At 71.1% G+C, this 15,497-nt stretch carries 17 protein-coding genes; 11 read left to right on the forward strand and 6 right to left on the reverse strand.

The window, feature by feature from the left end:
• The first annotated feature begins 68 nt into the window (after nt 1-68).
• From CP983_RS33420 to CP983_RS33445, 6 genes are all read left to right on the forward strand, one after another.
• Nucleotides 69-1,064 (forward strand): GlxA family transcriptional regulator, encoded by a 996-nt coding sequence (locus CP983_RS33420; protein WP_229914976.1) that lies wholly within the window; start codon nt 69-71, stop codon nt 1,062-1,064.
• Complete coding sequence (locus tag CP983_RS33425) at nt 1,061-1,579, forward strand: GNAT family N-acetyltransferase (RefSeq protein WP_189749019.1); 519 nt, start codon at nt 1,061-1,063, stop codon at nt 1,577-1,579. The genes CP983_RS33420 and CP983_RS33425 overlap by 4 nt, the downstream gene beginning before the upstream one ends.
• A gap of 74 nt (nt 1,580-1,653) precedes the next feature.
• Nucleotides 1,654-2,370, forward strand: a complete 717-nt coding sequence (locus tag CP983_RS33430; protein WP_030955568.1) for a DsbA family oxidoreductase — start codon at nt 1,654-1,656, stop codon at nt 2,368-2,370.
• 95 nt (nt 2,371-2,465) lie between these two features.
• Nucleotides 2,466-3,515: an aminotransferase class V-fold PLP-dependent enzyme gene (locus CP983_RS33435; RefSeq protein ID WP_107907254.1), complete on the forward strand. Its 1,050-nt coding sequence runs from the start codon at nt 2,466-2,468 to the stop codon at nt 3,513-3,515.
• Nucleotides 3,516-3,555: 40 nt separating this feature from the next.
• Complete coding sequence (locus tag CP983_RS33440) at nt 3,556-4,161, forward strand: RNA polymerase sigma factor (RefSeq protein ID WP_150503753.1); 606 nt, start codon at nt 3,556-3,558, stop codon at nt 4,159-4,161.
• A 48-nt stretch (nt 4,162-4,209) separates the two neighbouring features.
• Nucleotides 4,210-5,211: a maleylpyruvate isomerase family mycothiol-dependent enzyme gene (locus CP983_RS33445; protein WP_150503755.1), complete on the forward strand. Its 1,002-nt coding sequence runs from the start codon at nt 4,210-4,212 to the stop codon at nt 5,209-5,211.
• Nucleotides 5,212-5,229: 18 nt separating this feature from the next.
• Here CP983_RS33445 and thpD read toward each other — a convergent pair whose 3' ends face one another.
• The 6 genes from thpD to CP983_RS33475 form a co-directional block, all read right to left on the reverse strand.
• On the reverse strand, nt 5,230-6,132 hold the full coding sequence (thpD, locus tag CP983_RS33450) for an ectoine hydroxylase (protein ID WP_150503757.1): 903 nt from the start codon (nt 6,130-6,132) through the stop codon (nt 5,230-5,232).
• Nucleotides 6,133-6,139: 7 nt separating this feature from the next.
• Nucleotides 6,140-6,544: an ectoine synthase gene (locus tag CP983_RS33455; RefSeq protein ID WP_030950026.1), complete on the reverse strand. Its 405-nt coding sequence runs from the start codon at nt 6,542-6,544 to the stop codon at nt 6,140-6,142.
• A gap of 102 nt (nt 6,545-6,646) precedes the next feature.
• Nucleotides 6,647-7,918: a diaminobutyrate--2-oxoglutarate transaminase gene (gene ectB / locus CP983_RS33460; RefSeq protein WP_125526687.1), complete on the reverse strand. Its 1,272-nt coding sequence runs from the start codon at nt 7,916-7,918 to the stop codon at nt 6,647-6,649.
• 31 nt (nt 7,919-7,949) lie between these two features.
• Nucleotides 7,950-8,456, reverse strand: coding sequence for a diaminobutyrate acetyltransferase (ectA, locus tag CP983_RS33465; RefSeq protein ID WP_150503759.1), 507 nt, complete (start codon nt 8,454-8,456; stop codon nt 7,950-7,952).
• Between the two features lie 306 nt (nt 8,457-8,762).
• Nucleotides 8,763-9,296 (reverse strand): DinB family protein, encoded by a 534-nt coding sequence (locus CP983_RS33470; RefSeq protein WP_150503761.1) that lies wholly within the window; start codon nt 9,294-9,296, stop codon nt 8,763-8,765.
• 104 nt (nt 9,297-9,400) lie between these two features.
• Nucleotides 9,401-10,504, reverse strand: coding sequence for a pyridoxal-phosphate-dependent aminotransferase family protein (locus CP983_RS33475; protein WP_150503763.1), 1,104 nt, complete (start codon nt 10,502-10,504; stop codon nt 9,401-9,403).
• A gap of 204 nt (nt 10,505-10,708) precedes the next feature.
• Here CP983_RS33475 and CP983_RS33480 point away from each other — a divergent pair, with 204 nt between their 5' ends.
• The 5 genes from CP983_RS33480 to CP983_RS33500 all read left to right on the forward strand — a co-directional run bounded on the left by CP983_RS33480 (nt 10,709) and on the right by CP983_RS33500 (nt 15,476).
• Nucleotides 10,709-11,554, forward strand: a complete 846-nt coding sequence (locus CP983_RS33480) for an ABC transporter substrate-binding protein (protein ID WP_107907262.1) — start codon at nt 10,709-10,711, stop codon at nt 11,552-11,554.
• Between the two features lie 5 nt (nt 11,555-11,559).
• Nucleotides 11,560-12,393 carry an amino acid ABC transporter permease gene (locus CP983_RS33485; protein ID WP_125528620.1) on the forward strand — a complete coding sequence of 278 codons (834 nt, stop codon included), beginning with the start codon at nt 11,560-11,562 and terminating at the stop codon, nt 12,391-12,393.
• Nucleotides 12,390-13,199, forward strand: a complete 810-nt coding sequence (locus CP983_RS33490; RefSeq protein WP_150503765.1) for an amino acid ABC transporter ATP-binding protein — start codon at nt 12,390-12,392, stop codon at nt 13,197-13,199. The genes CP983_RS33485 and CP983_RS33490 overlap by 4 nt, the downstream gene beginning before the upstream one ends.
• 21 nt (nt 13,200-13,220) lie before the next feature.
• Nucleotides 13,221-14,312 carry an amidohydrolase family protein gene (locus CP983_RS33495; protein ID WP_150503767.1) on the forward strand — a complete coding sequence of 364 codons (1,092 nt, stop codon included), beginning with the start codon at nt 13,221-13,223 and terminating at the stop codon, nt 14,310-14,312.
• Between the two features lie 255 nt (nt 14,313-14,567).
• Nucleotides 14,568-15,476: an SCO1860 family LAETG-anchored protein gene (locus CP983_RS33500; protein ID WP_150503768.1), complete on the forward strand. Its 909-nt coding sequence runs from the start codon at nt 14,568-14,570 to the stop codon at nt 15,474-15,476.
• Nucleotides 15,477-15,497 lie beyond the last annotated feature (21 nt).

Raw genomic sequence — 15,497 nt, forward strand, 5'->3', positions numbered from 1 at the left:
CTCCATGCTGCGGATCGCCGCCGTCGTACAGTAGTGGCCAAAATGCCATGCAGCCGGAGGTTCTGGCCATGACCCAGCCGCCCGCCCCGCACCGCATCGCGGTCGTAGCGCCCTCACCCGTGTCCATGTTCAACCTCGCCATCCCGGAGATGCTGTTCGGCAAGGTCGAGGTCGACGGGCGGCCCGGCTACGAGGTGGTCATCTGCGCGGCCGAGCCCGGACCGGTGCCCACCAGCGGCGGGCTCGACCTGTACGTACGGCACGGACTCGACGTCGTCGGGACCGCGGACACGCTGCTCGTCGCCGGGACCGGGGAGCCCTTCGAGCCGGACGGGCGGATCGTGGCCGCCGTGCGCGAGGCGGCCGCCGCCGGCAAGCGCATCGCCTCCCTGTGCACCGGCGCCTTCCAGCTCGCCGAGGCCGGCCTGCTGCACGGACGCCGGGCCACCACCTACTGGGCGCACGCCGAGGAGCTGCGCCGCCGCTACCCGCACGTCGACCTGCGCGGAGACGTGCTCTACGTCCAGGACGGGCCCTACGTCACCTCCTCCGGCTACGCCGCCGGCATCGACCTGTGCCTGCACATCGTCCGCACCGACTACGGCGCCGCCGTCGCCAACGAGGTCGCCCGGCGCGCCCTGGTCGCCCCCGTACGGCCGGGCGGTCAGACCCAGTTCACCCAGACCCCGCTGCCGCCCGAGCGCGGCAACGCCTGCTCCGACACCCGCGGCTGGGCCATGCGCAACCTCGACAAGCCGCTCACCCTCACCGACCTGGCCCGCCACGCCGGCGTCAGCGTGCGCACCCTCACCCGCCGCTTCCACGCCGAGAGCGGGGTGAGCCCCTTGCAGTGGCTGCTGCACCAGCGCATCGAGCGCGCCAAGGAACTGCTGGAGACCACGGACCTGCCGATGGACCAGGTGGCCCGCGCCAGTGGCCTGGGCACGGCCGACTCGCTGCGCGGGCACCTGGTCCGCCGCACCGGGCTGACGCCGAGCGCCTACCGGGCGCAGTTCAGCCGGCTCGGAACCGGGGCGGCCGGGGTCACGTCCTCCGTTGCATGATCAGTGACCGAGTGACCGCACACCGGATGATCCGTACCGTGCTGCCCGCGGAGGCGGAGACGGTCGCCGCCCTGCACGCGCGCGCCAGGGCGACCTACTACCCGGACGGGCTCCCCGACGACGGCACCGACTGGTCCGCCGCCTGGCGCGGCGCCATCGAGCGGCCCGACGGGCATGTGCTGTGTCTGGTGGAGGGCGGCCGGATCGTCGGCCTCGCGTCCTTCCGGCGGCCCGAGGGCGGCCCCGCCGACACGGTCAAGCTGTTCCAGTTCCACGTGGACCCCGACCACTGGGGCCGCGGCCTCGGTACGGCCCTGCACGCGGCCTGCGTCGAGGAGTGGCGGGCCGACGGCATGCGCACGGCCGTGCTCGACGTCCACGTGGACAACCGGCGGGCGCAGAGCTTCTACGCCGGCCGGGGCTGGCAGCCGGACCCGGAGAACCCGCCCGCCGAGGGGGACCACCACCTGTACCTGCGTTTCTCCGTGACGGGAGACGCACCCGACCGGGAATGAAGCCCGCTGCTTGAACGTTCATCCAGTCTGCGGAGGGTGTCTCCGTATCCGTCCGAGCTGGAGAGAGCCGAAGAATGCGCGTCGAGATCTGGAGCGACATCGCCTGCCCCTGGTGCTACGTGGGCAAGGCCCGCTTCGAGAAGGCGCTCGAAGCCTTCCCGCACCGCGACCAGGTCGAGGTCGTGCACCGCTCCTTCGAGCTGGACCCCGGGCGCGCCAAGGGCGACACCCAGCCGGTGATCACCATGCTCACCAAGAAGTACGGCATGAGCGCCGCGCAGGCACAGGCCGGCGAGGAGAACCTCGGCGCGCAGGCCGCCGCGGAGGGCCTCGCCTACCGCACCGAGGGCCGCGACCACGGCAACACCTTCGACATGCACCGGCTGCTGCACTTCGCCAAGGAGCAGGGCCGCCAGGACGAGCTGATCCAGGGCCTGTACAAGGCGAACTTCGCCGAGGAGCGGTCCGTCTTCTCCGAGGGCGACGAGCGGCTCGTGGAGCTGGCCGCGGCCGCCGGACTCGACGCCGACGACGCCCGCAAGGTCCTCGCCGACCCGGACGCCTACGCCGACGACGTCCGCGCCGACGAGCGCGAGGCCGCCGAGCTCGGCGCGAACGGCGTGCCCTTCTTCGTCCTCGACCGCAAGTACGGCGTCTCCGGCGCCCAGCCCGCCGAGGTCTTCCAGCAGGCCCTGACGCAGGCATGGGGCGAGCGGTCGCCGCTTCGGCTCATCGACCAGGGTGACGCGGACGCGTGCGGCCCCGACGGGTGCGCGGTACCGCAGAACTAAAAGCGCAGGTGACGGCGGATCTATAAGGGCTCCTTGGCGAAACCACGCAAAAATAGGCAATGGACTGTTAGTTCTCCGGGGCCCACAGTGGAGCCATGGAGACCTTCGAGAGCCTCGTCCGCACCGAGTTCGCGCCGAAGAACACCTACCTGAACACGGCAAGCACCGGCCTGCTGCCCGCCCGTACCGTCGCCGCCATGCACACCGCCGTCGAGGCCGCGGCGGCCGGACGGCCGACCGACATGTTCTCGGACGTCGAGGCGAGCCGCGCCTGCTTCGCACGGCTCGTCTCGGTGCCCGAGCGCCGGGTGGCGGCCGGGGCCTCCGTCGCCGTCTACAGCGGCCTGATCGCCGCCTCCCTCCCGGAGGGCGCCGAAGTCCTCACCGCCGAGGGCGACTTCAGCTCGGTCGTGAACCCCTTCCACGTCCGCCCCGGCCTCAAGGTGCGCACCGTGCCGCTGGAGGGGATCGCCGAGTCCGTGCGGCCCGGCACCGCCCTGATCGCGGTGAGCGCCGCCCAGTCCGCCGACGGCCGGGTGGCCGACCTGCCCGCGATCCGGGATGCGGCGCGCGAGCACGGGGCGCGTACGTACATCGACGCGTCCCAGGCGAGCGGATGGCTGGACTTCGACGCGGACGCCTACGACTACTCCGCCTCCGTCGCCTTCAAGTGGCTCGTCTGCCCGCGGGGCGTGGCCTTCCTGGTCGTCCCGGAGGACCTCGGCGGGCTCAGCCCGCTGTTCGCCGGCTGGGTGGCCGGGGAGCGCCCCTGGGACGCGTGCTACGGCCCCATCGCCGAACTCGCCCACTCCGCACGGCGGTTCGACGAGAGCCCCGCACTCTTCTCCTACGCCGGCGCCCGCCGCTCCCTGGAACTGCTGGAGGAACTCGGCGTGGACGCCGTGCGCGCCCACGACCTCGCCCTCGCCGACCGCTTCCGCGCGGGCCTGGCCTCGCTCGGCCACGAGCCCGTCCCCGCACCCGGCTCGCCGATCGTCTCCGTGCCCGGACTCGGCAGCCGCCAGGAGGGGTTGAGCGGCGCCGGAGTGGAGGTCTCCGATCGCGCGGGCAACCTGCGCGCGGCCTTCCACCTCTACAACACGCCCGACGATGTCGACCGCCTCCTCGACGTCCTCTCCGCCTGAACCACTGGCGCGGGCCCTGCCGGGACGCTAGGAAGGGCACGTGGAGTCCACGGGCGGTACCTCCGCACCGCCGCCTGCCGACGCGGAGGTGCACCGGCGGCTGGTGTACGGTGACGAGTCCGCGCTGGCCGAGGTGTACGCGGCGTACGGCGGGCTGGTGCGCCGGGTCGCCGTGCGCGTGACACGCTCCCCGGCCGCCGCCGAGGACGTGGCGCAGGAGGTCTTCGCCCACCTGTGGAGCCGGCCCTACACCTTCGACGCGAGCCGTGGCTCGCTGCGCACCTGGCTGTCCCTGCTCGCCCACCGGCGGGCCGTGGACTGGGTGCGCGGCGAGGCCCGGCACCGCAAGGACGCGGGCGCCGACGACTCCGCCCTCCAGGCGATCCCCGACGCCGGGCCCGGCCCCGACGAGACGGTCGTCGACCGCGAGCGCTCCCTGCTGCTGCACACCGCCCTCGCCGAACTCCCGCAGCCGCAGCGCGAGGTCGTGCACCTCGCCTACTTCGCCGGCCGCACCTACCGCCAGGCCGCCGTCGAGCTGGGCATACCCGAGGGCACCGCCAAGACCCGGCTGCGCAGCGCCCTGCGCTCCTTGGCGGAAACTTTGGCCGACCCGCCCGACCCCGCGCTCGAAAGGGGCGCATGATGGCGAGAGGGGTACCCGCAGGCAACGGGCACGCAGAGGAGGGACGCGATGACCGACGGGCACGAGGCCGTGACTGATCTGCTGGCCGCCTGGGCCTTCGGCGCCCTCGACCCGGCCGAGGCGGAGACGGTGTCGGCGCACCTGGCCGGCTGCGAGAGCTGTGCCGCCGAGGCGGCGAGGCTGAAGGAGACCGTACGGCTGCTCGACGGGCCGCCGCTCACCGCTCCCACCCGGTCGCCCGACGGAGTGCTCTCCCTCGCCCTGCGCACCCGGGCCCCCCTCGCCCACGTCGCCGCGCACGCCGCCCCCTACGCCGCCGCGGTCGCCGGGCTCAAGGCGCTGCTGCCGGAGCTGGCGGGCCGCTGGACCACACCCGTCGTGCACGACTGGGACGCGCACGCCACCGTCGCCCACCTCCTGGCCGCCGACGAGCACCTGGCCGGCCGGCTCGGCGTCGACGCGCGCGTGCCGCCCTCGCACATCGAGGAGGGCGCGCACTGGGAGGACGCCTGGAACCGCCGCAGCGCCGACGTCATCGCGCACGAGCACGGCCGTACGCCCGAGGAGACCGTCGCCGACTGGGCCGCGCAGGCCGGGCAGCTGCTCGGCACGCCCGAGGCGCGGGACGCCGAACTCGCCGCGCGGGCCGTGACCTTGATGGGGATGCGGCTGCCCGTCGCCGACCACTTCCTGGTGCGCGGGTTCGAGACGTGGATCCACACCGACGACCTCGGCCGCGCGCTCGGCCTCGCCGTCCCGCTGCCGCCGCCGGAGCACCTTCAGCGGCTGGTCCGCCTCGCCGTCCGCGTCCTCGGACTGGCCCTGGGACCGACCGCGCCCCCGGTGCTGTTCTCGGTCACCGGGGGCGAGGAGTGGGTGCTGGGTTCCGCGGACGAGCCCGTACAGGCCGAACTCAGCCTCGATCCGTACGACTTCTGCCTGCTGGTCGGCGGACGGTACACGCCGCAGGCGGTGCCGCGGGGAACCACGGGCGACGCGGCCGCCGTACGGAACGTACTGGAGCGGGCCGCGTCGCTTGCGTGGCTGTGAAACGCACCTGCGCGAGGCTCACTTCACGGGCGTGAAGTCCCGTGCCCCGATGAACTCCGGACGCCGGATCGGAGCGGCGAAGGGCTCCACGGCCGCGTTGTCCACGCTGTTGAACACGATGAACACGTTGCTGCGCGGGAACGGCGTGATGTTGTCGCCGGAGCCGTGCATGCAGTTGCAGTCGAACCAGGTCGCCGAACCGGCCTTGCCCGTGAAGAGCTTGATGCCGTACTCGGAGGCCATCTTCGTCAGCGCCTCGTCCGACGGCGTACCCGCGTCCTGCATCTGGAGGGACTGCTTGTAGTTGTCCTTCGGAGTGGCCCCCGCGCACCCGAGGAAGGTCCGGTGCGAGCCGGGCATGATCATCAGCCCGCCGTTGGTGTCGTGGTTCTCGGTCAGCGCGATCGAGACGGACACCGTCCGCATGTTCGGCAGACCGTCCTCGGCGTGCCAGGTCTCGAAGTCCGAGTGCCAGTAGAACCCGCTGGCCCCGAAGCCCGGCTTGACGTTGATCCGCGACTGGTGGACGTACACGTCCGAACCGAGGATCTGCCGCGCCCGGCCCACGACGCGCTCGTCGCGCACCAGCGCGGCGAACACCTCGCTGAGCTTGTGCACCTCGAAGACGGACCGGATCTCCTTGGACTTCGGCTCGATGATCGACCGCTCGTCCGCGCGGATCGCCGGGTCGGCGATCAGCCGCTCCAGCTCGCGGTGGTACACGTCCACCTCGTCCGCGCCGATCAGCTGGTCGACGGCGAGGAAGCCGTCACGCTCGAACGACTGGAGGTCGCCGGCCGGGATCGGCCCCGGAGTGCCGGGGGCACCCCATACGACGGGGTCCTGGCGCGGCGTCGACACCTCGGTGGCGCCGCGGCTGGGGTAGAGATCGGTGACGTTTCCGGTCATGGCGGTGGTCATGGGGTTCTCACACCTCCTCGGGCTCGGTGAGCAGCGGGTACACCCCGTTCTCGTCGTGGTCCTCGCGGCCGGTCACGGGCGGGTTGAAGACACAGATGCAGCGGAAGTCCTCCTTCACCCGCAGCGTGTGCCTCTCGTGGCCGTCCAGGAGGTACATGGTCCCGGGCGTGATGACGTGCGTCAGCCCGGTCTCGTGGTCGGTCAGCTCGGCCTCGCCCTCGACGCAGACGACGGCCTCGATGTGGTTCGCGTACCACATCGACGTCTCCGTACCCGCGTACAGGATCGTCTCGTGCAGCGAGAAGCCGACCTTCTCCTTCGCGAGGACGATGCGCTTGCTCTCCCAGGTGCCGGACGCCGATTTCACATGGCGGTCGGTGCCTTCGATGTCCTTGAACGAACGGACGATCACGGTGCTGCGATGCCTCCTAGGTGGGGGTGTACTCGGTGCACCCGGCCGGACGGACGGCCCATCGGGCGGGCCGTCCGTCGGCCAGGGGTCTTTCGGCGCCCGTCAGGCGGTCTCGGTGACGGCGCGGGCCAGGACGCGGAGCCCCTCGTCGAGCTCGTCCGGGGTGATGGTGAGGGCGGGCAGCAGTTTGATGACCTCGCTCTCGGGGCCGGACGTCTCCACGAGCAGTCCGAGCTCGAAGGCGCGGCGCGCGACCCGGCCGGCCCGCTCCTTGTCGTGGAACTCCATGCCCCAGACCAGCCCGCGGCCCCGGTACTCCTTCACATCGGCGAGGTTCTCCTCGCAGATGGCGATCAGGCCCTGCTCGACCTGCTCACCGCGGGCCCGGGTCTGCTTCTCCATCGCGCTGCCGTCGGCCCAGTAGGACTCCAGGGCGGCGGTGGCCGTGACGAAGGCGGGGTTGTTGCCGCGGAAGGTGCCGTTGTGCTCGCCCGGCTCCCAGATGTCCAGCTCGGGCTTGAACAGGCACAGCGACATGGGCAGTCCGTAGCCGCTGATGGACTTGGACACGGTGACGATGTCGGGGGTGATGCCCGCCTCCTCGAACGAGAAGAAGGCACCCGTACGCCCGCAGCCCATCTGGATGTCGTCGACGATGAGCAGCATGTCCTGGCGCTCGCACAGCTCGGACAGCGCGCGCAGCCACTCCGGGCGCGCCACGTTGATGCCGCCCTCGCCCTGCACGGTCTCCACGATCACGGCGGCCGGCTTGTTGAGGCCGGAACCCTGGTCCTCCAGGAGCCGCTCGAACCACAGGAAGTCCTCGACCGTGCCGTCGAAGTAGTTGTCGAACGGCATGGGGGTGCCGTGCACCAGCGGGACGCCGGCGCCGGCCCGCTTGAAGGCGTTGCCGGTGACGGCGAGCGAGCCCAGGGACATGCCGTGGAAGGCGTTGGTGAAGGAGACGATGGCCTCGCGGCCCTTCACCTTGCGCGCCAGTTTCAGCGCGGACTCCACGGCGTTGGTGCCGGTCGGGCCCGGGAACATGACCTTGTACGGCAGGTCGCGCGGGCGCAGCACCAGGTCCTGGAAGGTCTGCAGGAAGGCCCGCTTGGCGCTGGTGGACATGTCGAGTCCGTGCGTGACGCCGTCACGCTCCAGGTAGTCGATCAACGCCCGTTTCAGCACGGGGTTGTTGTGCCCGTAGTTCAGCGAACCCGCGCCGGCGAAGAAGTCCAGGTACTCGTGGCCGTCCTCGTCGTACATACGGCTGCCCCGCGCGCGGTCGAAGACTGTGGGCCAGCCGCGGCAGTAGCTGCGCACCTCGGACTCGAGGGTCTCGAAGACGCTGAGGTCGGGCTGGGTGATGGTCACGACGAATCGCTCCTCGTTGCGTGGGGGGTGTTCAGAGGGACAGGGGGCCGATGCGGTACAGCACTTCGGGGGCGTGCGGTCCGTCCGGGAACAGGTCGGTGGGGAAGAGCACGTCCCGCTCCAGGGCGGCGCCGTGCCGCTCGGCGAAGGAGTCGAACAGCCGATCGGATGCGGTGTTGCCGGGCGTGATGGTGGTCTCGATGCTCGTGATGCCGTACTCGCCGCTGACCCGCGCGACCAGTCCGTCGAGCAGCGCGGCGGCGATGCCGCGGCCGCGGTACGCGTCGTCCACGGCCACCTGCCAGACGAGGAGGGTGCGGGGGCGGTCCGGGCGTACGTACCCGGTGACGAAGCCGACCGGCTCCCCGCGCTCGTCGCGCGCGACGGCCGACGTGCCGGCGAAGTCGCGGCACCACAGCAGATAGCTGTACGACGAGTTGAGGTCGAGGGCTTCGGAGTCTCTGGCAATACGCCACAGCGCGGCCCCGTCGGCCACCGCCGGACGGTCGATTTGCAGGTCTGCTTGTGCGGCAGTCATGCGAATTGAATTTACGGGGGAAAATTCGAAATTGCATGGCCGCGTGGGGTTACGTATGGCACTCGGATGTGTTATCACGCGGGCGCGAGGTAGGTGCTCCGTGCCCCTTATTACGCCCCATTTTGCCCCCTTAATACCGCACAAAACGGGCACAGTGTGGAACGCGTCACAGGCGTGTAACTTGTAGGAGACCGGACCGAATTAGTCCGGTCGGCGTTCGCGAAATCTTTGCGTTTAGGTTCGAAGAAAGCGGGCAGAAGAGTATGGGGAGCTGCCCTGGAAAAGAATTCCAGAATTACCCTGAATTCAGGCTCCGGTAACTCCGTCGATGTGCACCCGCAGAATGTCGGCGTGACCGTTGTGCCGCGCGTACTCCTCGACCATGTGCACGAACACCCACCGCAGACTGACCTCCGCCCCTGCCATCGGCCCCTCCCCGATCCGCCCCACGCTCTCCAGCGTCCGCCCGGCACACACCTCACGCCCGCGGACGATCTCCCGCCGCCAGACGTCCAGCGCCTCACGGATCCCGCGCCCGGGCTCGAGCCCGTACCCGCTCACGTTGCCCTCGCCGTACACCGGCGGCAGCTCGACCCCGCCCGCCGCCCGCTGGAACCAGTTCCGCTCGCACTCCGCGAGATGCTGCACCAGCCCGAGCAGCGTCAACTCCGACGGTCCTGCCGCCGCGCTCCGCACCTGCGCGTCGTCCAGCCCCGCGCACTTGAGCTCCAGCGTCGCCCGATGGAAGTCGAGCCAGCTCTCGAGCATGGCTCGCTCGTCACCGGTCATGAGGGGGATGGGGCGGCCGTCGGGGAGGTTCTGGGGGAGGTCGGTGGTCATAGGGGGAGCGTGGCACGGACCCGATCGGCCATCCAGCCCCTCCGGCGTCGGAGGAAGGGGGCGATCGGGGTCGAGGGGGCCGAGCGGGTCGAGGGGCGTAGCGGCTAGCGCCAGTCGCCCGCGTCCGCCGCTCGGAGCGCCGCCTCCACGTTCACGGCCAGGCCCTTCTCGGCCAGCGCGGCGCCCAGGGCCGCCAGGGAGCCGCGGACTGCGCCCGCCGTCGCGTCCGCTCCGTAGTGGTTGACCCGCACCATCTCCTTGGCCAGGGCTCCGCCGCCCGCCGCCAGCGGCAGTGCGGGATCCGAGGTCAGGGCCCGGGACACCAGTTCCGAGGCCACCACGCCCGCCGGCACCCGCAGTGTCGTCGCGACGGGAGCCGCGTCCCGTTCGTCGGAGACATACGGCTCCAAGCCTCCGCCCAGCGCCACCGCGCCGGCACGGGTCGAGCGGGCAGCGGTCCGGTGGCGGTTCATCACCGTCTCCAGCCCGTCGCCCTCGATCCGCTCCACGCACGCCTCCAGCGCGAGCATCTCCAGCTGTGCGGGAGCGTGCAGCAGCGCCTTGCGGCCGCCGTCGACCCACCGCTCCTTCCAGTCGAGCAGCGACAGGTACGACCGCCGCGGCGCCCCCGGATTCGCCGCCATGCGATCCCACGCCCGCGCGCTCACCGACACCGCCGACACCCCGGCCGGCCCGCCCATCGCCTTCTGCGCCCCGATGACGCACAGGTCCACGCCCCACGCGTCCGGCAGCACCGGCTCGGCCCCGATCGACGCCACCGCGTCCAGGTAGAACAGCGCCCCGTGCTCCCGCACGACCTCGCCGATCTCCGCGACGGGATTGGTGTTGCCGGTGGCCGCCTCCGCGTGCACCAGGGACACGAAGTCGATCTCCGGGTGCTCGGCGAAGGCCGCACGGATCTGCTCCGCCGTGACCGCCGTGTGGAAGGGCACCGCCAGATCGATCACGGTCGCTCCGCAGTCCCGCAGCCAGTCCCCGAAGGTCTGCCCGTACGGGCCCGTGATCACGTTCAGCGCGGTCGTGCCCGGCCCGGCCGTCCCGCGGATCGCCCCCTCCAGCGGCAGCAGCGCCTCGCCCTGCATGATCACGACGTCCTGCCGCGTCCCGAGCAGCCGCGCCACCCGGTCCTCGATGGCCGCGAATCGGGCCGCGCTCAGCGGTGCCAGGTCCAGGAAGGGGTGGGTCACGACGGGCTCTCTTCGCTCAGGGATCGACGCCACGAGCGTAACCGGGCGGTAACCGGGCACCCCGACACCCCGCCCCGGGCGCCATACAGGGCATCTGGCACCCGACTTCTTAGGTCGAACGGCCACAGAGCCATCGGTTTGGTTTGAGGAGCCCAAACCTTTCCTTATAATCGGAACCCAATGTTCCCTCACAGGAGGCCCCCCGTGAAGACGACCCTCGGGCGCCGGACCCGCATTCTGGCCGCCACCACCGCGACGGCCGGGCTGGTGCTCGTGGCCGGTTGCTCCTCCGACGACGGCGGCAGCGGCAAGAAGACCGCGGCCGGCGGTGTCGAGCTCGTCAAGGCGGGCCAGCTCACCACCTGCACCCACCTGCCCTACCCGCCCTTCCAGTCGGAGATCGACGGCAAGGTGCAGGGCTTCGACGTCGCCCTGATCGACCTGGTCGCCAAGGACCTCGGTGTGAAGCAGGAGATCCTCGACACGCCCTTCGAGAACTTCAAGACGGGCGCCTTCCTGAACGCCGGCGAGTGCGACCTCGCCGCCGCCGGCATGACCATCACCGACGAGCGCAAGAAGAACGTCGACTTCTCCGACCCGTACTTCGAGGCCACCCAGGCCGTCCTGGTCGACAAGAAGAGCGGCATCTCCTCCTTCGCCGACCTCAAGGGCAAGAAGGTCGGCGCCCAGGCGCAGACCACCGGCGAGGACTACGCCAAGAGCAAGGGCCTGGACCCGGTCTCCTTCGAGTCCTCCGACGCCGTCCTCAACGGCCTGCGCACCGGCCAGGTCGAGGCCGTCGTCATCGACTACCCGGTTGTCCAGGGCTGGCTGAAGGACAAGGCCAACGCCGCCGCCTTCGAGGTCGCCGAGCAGGTCAACACCGGTGAGCAGTACGGCGTCACGGTGAAGAAGGGCAACGACAAGCTCCGCGAGGCCATCAACAAGGCGATCAAGGACGCGAAGGCCGACGGCACGTACAAGAAGCTGTACGAGCAGTGGATCGGCCCGTACGACGAGTCCGCCGCCTCTCCGTCGCCCGCCGCCTGAGCCCGATGAGCGGCGCTGAGGTACCACTCCAGCCGAAGAAGAAGGGCCTGACCCGGCGCCAGAAGCGCAGCCTGTCGCGCGGCGTCCAGTACGTCGTCTTCGTCGCGGCCGTGATCGCCTTCGCGGTCGCGGCCGACTGGGGCCGGCTGAAGAACCAGTTCGCGCAAGGGTCGATCGCCCGGGAGATGTTTCCGGACGTCATCACCCTCGCGCTGAAGAACACCGTGCTGTACACCGTGTCCGGCTTCGTCGTCGGACTGGTCCTCGGCATGGTGATCGCACTGATGCGGCTGTCGTCCGTGGGGCCCTACCGCTGGCTCGCCGGCATCTACATCGAGATCTTCCGCGGCCTGCCCGCCCTGCTGATCTTCATCTTCATCGGCGTGGCCGTACCCCTGGCCTTCCCCGGCACGGAGATCCCGGGAGGCACCTACGGCAAGGTCGCGCTCGCGCTCGGCCTGGTCGCCGCCGCGTACATGGCGGAGACGATCCGCGCGGGCATCCAGGCGGTGCCCAAGGGGCAGATGGAGGCGGCGCGTTCGCTCGGCTTCTCGCCCGCCCGCGCCATGATCTCGATCATCATCCCGCAGGCGTTCCGGATCATCCTGCCGCCGCTCACCAACGAACTCGTCCTGCTGTTCAAGGACTCCTCGCTGGTGCTGTTCCTCGGTGTGACGCTTCAGGAGCGCGAACTGTCCAAGTTCGGGCGTGACCTGGCCAGCCAGACCGCCAACTCCACGCCGATCCTGGTCGCGGGCCTGTGCTACCTGCTGGTCACGATCCCGCTCGGCTTCGTCGTGCGCCGTATGGAGGCGAAGGCCCAGGAGGCCGTGAAATGAGCGAGAGCCTTCGCAAGGCGGCCGCGGAGATCGAGGTCCGCGGCCTGCACAAGTCCTTCGGCGACAACGAGGTGCTGCGCGGCATCGACCTGGAGATCGCGCAGGGCGAGGTCGTGTGCGTCATCGGCCCGTCCGGCTCGGGCAAGTCGACGCTGCTGCGGTGCGTCAACCTGCTGGAGGAGCCCACCAAGGGCCAGGTCTTCGTCGGCGGCGCCGAGCTCACCGACCCGGACGTCGACATCGACGCCGTACGCCGCGGCATCGGCATGGTCTTCCAGCAGTTCAACCTGTTCCCGCACCTCACGGTGACCGAGAACCTCACCCTGCCGCAGCGCCGGGTCCTCGGGCGCGACAAGGCGGCCGCCGCGAAGGTCGCCGCCGAGAACCTGGAGCGGGTCGGCCTCTCGGAGAAGGCGACCGCGTACCCGGCGTCCCTCTCCGGCGGTCAGCAGCAGCGCGTCGCCATCGCCCGTGCCCTCGCCATGGGCCCGAAGGTGATGCTCTTCGACGAGCCGACGTCCGCGCTCGACCCCGAGCTGGTGGGGGACGTACTGGCGGTCATGCGCATGCTGGCCGACGAGGGCATGACCATGATGGTCGTCACGCACGAGATGACCTTCGCCCGCGAGGTCGCCGACCGGGTCGTCTTCATGGACGGTGGAGTGGTCGTCGAGGACGGCACCCCCGACCAGGTCATCGGCGACCCCCGGCACGAGCGCACCCGTCACTTCCTGTCGCGGCTCCTGGACCCGGCGATGGCCGAGGTCGAGGAGGAGACCTCCGACCAGGTGGGCAAGGGCGACTAGCCGCTCATTAAGGTGCAGGGCATGAGCGAACGCGCGGTGCTGCACGTAAAGGGGCGGGTCCTCGTCGGTCCGGACGACGTCCGGGACGAACTGTGGGTCGTCGACGGCCGGATCTCCTACGACCGTCCCGTCGGCGCCCACGACATCCGTACCGTCGAGGGCTGGGCCCTGCCCGGCCTCGTCGACGCGCACTGCCATGTCGGCCTCGGTGCGCACGGCCCGGTCGACGACGACGTCGCCGAGAAGCAGGCGCTCACCGACCGTGAGGCGGGCACCCTGCTGATCCGCGACGCCGGCTCGCCCTCCGACACCCGCTGGGTCGACGACCGCGACGACCTGCCGAAGATCATCAGGGCCGGCCGGCACATCGCCCGCACCCGCCGCTACATCCGCGGCTACGCGCACGAGATCGAGCCGGAGGACCTGGTCGCCTACGTCGCCCAGGAGGCCCGGCGCGGCGACGGCTGGGTCAAGCTGGTCGGCGACTGGATCGACCGCGACCTCGGGGACCTCGCGCCCACCTGGCCCCGCGAGGCGGTCGAGGCGGGCATCGCGGAGGCCCACCGGCTGGGCGCCCGGGTCACCGCGCACTGCTTCGCCGAGAGCTCGCTCAGGGACCTGGTCGAGGCGGGCATCGACTGCATCGAGCACGCCACGGGCCTGACGGACGACCTGATCCCGCTGTTCGCCGAGCGCGGGGTCGCCATCGTCCCCACCCTCGTCAACATCGCGACCTTCCCGAACCTGGCCGACGGCGGCGAGTCCAAGTACCCGCGCTGGTCCGACCACATGCGCCGGCTGTACGAACGCCGCTACGACACGGTCCGCGCCGCCTACGACGCCGGGATCCCCGTCTTCGTCGGCACCGACGCCGGCGGCACCCTGCCGCACGGGCTCGTGGCGGCCGAGGTGGCGGAGCTGGTCACCGCCGGGATCCCCGCCGTGGAGGCCCTCGCGGCGACCACCTGGGGGGCTCGGGCCTGGCTCGGCCGGCCGGGTCTGGAGGAGGGCGCGGCGGCGGACCTCGTGGTGTACGAGACCGACCCGCGCGCGGACGTCCGTGTCCTTGCCGCACCCCGGCGGATCGTCCTCAACGGACGCGTCGTCGGCTAGCCGCTCGTTCACTCAGCGTGACGGGCCTCGGGCCAAGCTGTTGCGCAACCTCCCTGGCGTGCGCCGATGCCGCCACGCGCGCGCTCGCACAGGAGGGGGTACGGCGGCGACTTCGAGGAACATCCGTGCCCGGGGATTCGAAAAGGTTCACGGGAAAGTCACGTTGGAGTGAAGTAGCGCCGGAATGCTGACTGTTCACTCTCAGTGCGCAATTCTTGCCGGGTCCCGAGCAAGTCTCCTCTGGGGGTCCCCACCTTGAACGGCAAGAACTTCCGCCTGCCCGCACGCCGTCTCGCCACCGTCGCGACGGCCACCGCCCTGACCGCCGCCCCGGCCGTCATGGGCGTCGCGGGCCCCGCACACGCGACCGGCGACGAGGGTCGCGCGAGTGCCGTCGTGCTCCGTACGGGGCTCGACGTCTCCCTGCTCAACAAGACCGTGAACGTCCCGCTCGCGGTCTCCCTGAACGAGGTCCAGGCGCCGCAGAGCGCCGAGAAGGCCACCCTGACGGCCCAGTTGAACGGCGTCGACGGCGGCCAGCCGTTCAGCGTCCTGAACGCCGAGGTCGCCCAGTCCAAGGCGACCGTCGAGGACGGCAGGGCCGAGGGGTACACCAACCTCGCCCACGCCAAGGTCCACGTCCCCGGTCTGCCGCTGCTGTCGCTCATCGAGGTCGGCCAGGTCACCTCCAAGGCGACCTGCGAGGCCGGCAAGGCGCCGACCGCCTCCTCCAACCTGCTCGGCGACGTCACCGTGCTGGGCAAGAAGGTCACGCTGACCGCAGGCGGCACCACGAACGTCGAGGTGCCCGGCGTCGGCGAGGTGCGGCTCGACTACTCCAAGACCGAGCAGACCTCGCGCACCGCCGCCGCGACCGCCCTCGAACTCAAGGTCTCCGTCGACCCGTTGAAGCTGAACGTCGCCGAGGTCGAGGGCACCCTGACGCTGGCGAAGGCGACCTGCGAGAGCCCGGCCGCGCCCGAGCAGCAGGCCGAGCCGAGCACGGAACCGGCCGGGGACGTCAAGCCCCAGGGCGAGCCCGCCGACGAGGGCCTCGCCGAGACCGGCGGCAACTCCATGACGCCGTACATCGCCGGCGGCGCGGTGGCCCTGCTCCTCGCGGGCGGCGGCGCGGTGGCCTTCGCGCGACGCGGCCGCAACTGACCGCGAGCGGCACGGAAGTGG

This window comes from Streptomyces chartreusis (assembly GCF_008704715.1).
GTDB lineage: Bacteria > Actinomycetota > Actinomycetes > Streptomycetales > Streptomycetaceae > Streptomyces > Streptomyces chartreusis.

Coding starts and splice junctions, on each gene's coding strand:
- CP983_RS33430 (WP_030955568.1), top strand. CDS start 1,654: ATGCGCGTCGAGATCTGGAGCGACATCGCCTGCCCCTGGTGCTACGTG.
- CP983_RS33425 (WP_189749019.1), top strand. CDS start 1,061: ATGATCAGTGACCGAGTGACCGCACACCGGATGATCCGTACCGTGCTG.
- CP983_RS33435 (WP_107907254.1), top strand. CDS start 2,466: ATGGAGACCTTCGAGAGCCTCGTCCGCACCGAGTTCGCGCCGAAGAAC.
- CP983_RS33445 (WP_150503755.1), top strand. CDS start 4,210: ATGACCGACGGGCACGAGGCCGTGACTGATCTGCTGGCCGCCTGGGCC.
- thpD (WP_150503757.1), bottom strand. CDS start 6,132: ATGACCACCGCCATGACCGGAAACGTCACCGATCTCTACCCCAGCCGC.
- ectA (WP_150503759.1), bottom strand. CDS start 8,456: ATGACTGCCGCACAAGCAGACCTGCAAATCGACCGTCCGGCGGTGGCC.
- CP983_RS33420 (WP_229914976.1), top strand. CDS start 69: ATGACCCAGCCGCCCGCCCCGCACCGCATCGCGGTCGTAGCGCCCTCA.
- CP983_RS33495 (WP_150503767.1), top strand. CDS start 13,221: ATGAGCGAACGCGCGGTGCTGCACGTAAAGGGGCGGGTCCTCGTCGGT.
- CP983_RS33485 (WP_125528620.1), top strand. CDS start 11,560: ATGAGCGGCGCTGAGGTACCACTCCAGCCGAAGAAGAAGGGCCTGACC.
- CP983_RS33470 (WP_150503761.1), bottom strand. CDS start 9,296: ATGACCACCGACCTCCCCCAGAACCTCCCCGACGGCCGCCCCATCCCC.
- CP983_RS33490 (WP_150503765.1), top strand. CDS start 12,390: ATGAGCGAGAGCCTTCGCAAGGCGGCCGCGGAGATCGAGGTCCGCGGC.